Genomic DNA, 1262 nt, shown 5'->3' with positions numbered 1-1262 from the left:
TTAATCACACCGTTCCAACCGCACTGAGCCAAGACTCTCATGCGGTAATTCTCAAAATTTCTGAACCCAAACGCCCGGCGCGAGAGCATTTCCATCTTCGTGTGAAAGCCCTCGGTAATCCCGTTGGATTTGGTGAACCGCCACATCCGCACGATGGGCTCGAGCCACGATAGTAACGTCGCCGCCAGCGCCTTGGCTGGACTTTGCTCGAACTGCCGGATCAGAGCCAGGAATTTCGGCAGCATTTTTTGTGCGCGTTTGGCCTTTAAGCTCTTCAAAACCAGAAATCCGTTGAGCTGCTGCTTGGCGAAATACAACGCCTGCAGCACCGGCATCTGCGCCAGATAGCGGTGCAGCGTTTCCTTCTGCATGGCGGTCAACTTCCAGCGATGACGACGCATCAGACTCAACAGCCCCCGGTTTTTACGACCCTCGGGATCGTGTTGTTGCCACAGCTTTAAGAAATGCTGGTTCACCAGTCGAATGACGTGGAAGCGGTCGGCCACAATCATGGCGTTGGGGAAGTGCTGTTGAGCGATCCGACGATAGGTCTCGGACAGATCCATCACGATCACGCGCACCTGTTCTTTACCCGGCAAACGCTTCAAATACCCGTGCAGGCTCGCTGCCGAACGCCCCAGCGTTACGTCAAAGACCTTGTGGTTCTTTAAGTCGACCAAGGTGGTGGCGTAGCCCTTTTTACGGCTGAAAAAATGTTCATCGATACCGAGCACCTGCGGGCAAGCACGCCCCGAGAGTTCGGATACGCGTTGCTTGACGAACGATTGATACCAGCGTTCGACCGTGGCGCTGCCGATGCGGTGAGTGGCTCTCAGCTTGCGCTGGCTGACGCCGCCTTCGTGAGCCTCGAATACCTCCAGCCGATAGGCCTCGGTCGCGCGCAGCCTGGGCCGAATCCCGGTAAACCGATGCCGGAAATAGCGATTGCAGTCGGTGCAGTGATACTTGGGCACACTCAGGTGCAGCACCAGCAGTTGATTACCCTGACGGGTGTGTTTGAGCGTGCGCCGATGGGTGGCCTTGATCCGCACCCGTGTGCAGGCGCAGTGGATGCAGGCCAGGTGTCGCCGGGGCGCGGCCCAGACGTGGATGTCCTGGGCTCGTTTGACTTGTTGGACCACCAGACCGGGTAACCCTAGGATAGAATCGATTGGGGACATCAGCATTGTTTCCTTTAGACAGGTTCTTCGCAAAAACAAGTCTAATGAATGCTGGTCGTCCCCCGTTTATGATGTAGAGCC

At 56.6% G+C, this 1262-nt stretch carries 1 protein-coding gene; it reads right to left on the bottom strand.

Features of this window, described 5'->3' with window-relative positions:
* Window positions 1–1181 (bottom strand): ISL3 family transposase (locus GOQ28_RS09470; protein ID WP_160356283.1); only part of this gene is annotated, 1181 nt, incomplete at its 3' end.
* Window positions 1182–1262: the final 81 nt, after the last annotated feature.

The organism is Bordetella sp. 02P26C-1, assembly GCF_009763255.1.
Lineage (GTDB): Bacteria > Pseudomonadota > Gammaproteobacteria > Burkholderiales > Burkholderiaceae_B > Bordetella_A.
This window is presented reverse-complemented; position numbering and strand designations above follow the sequence as displayed.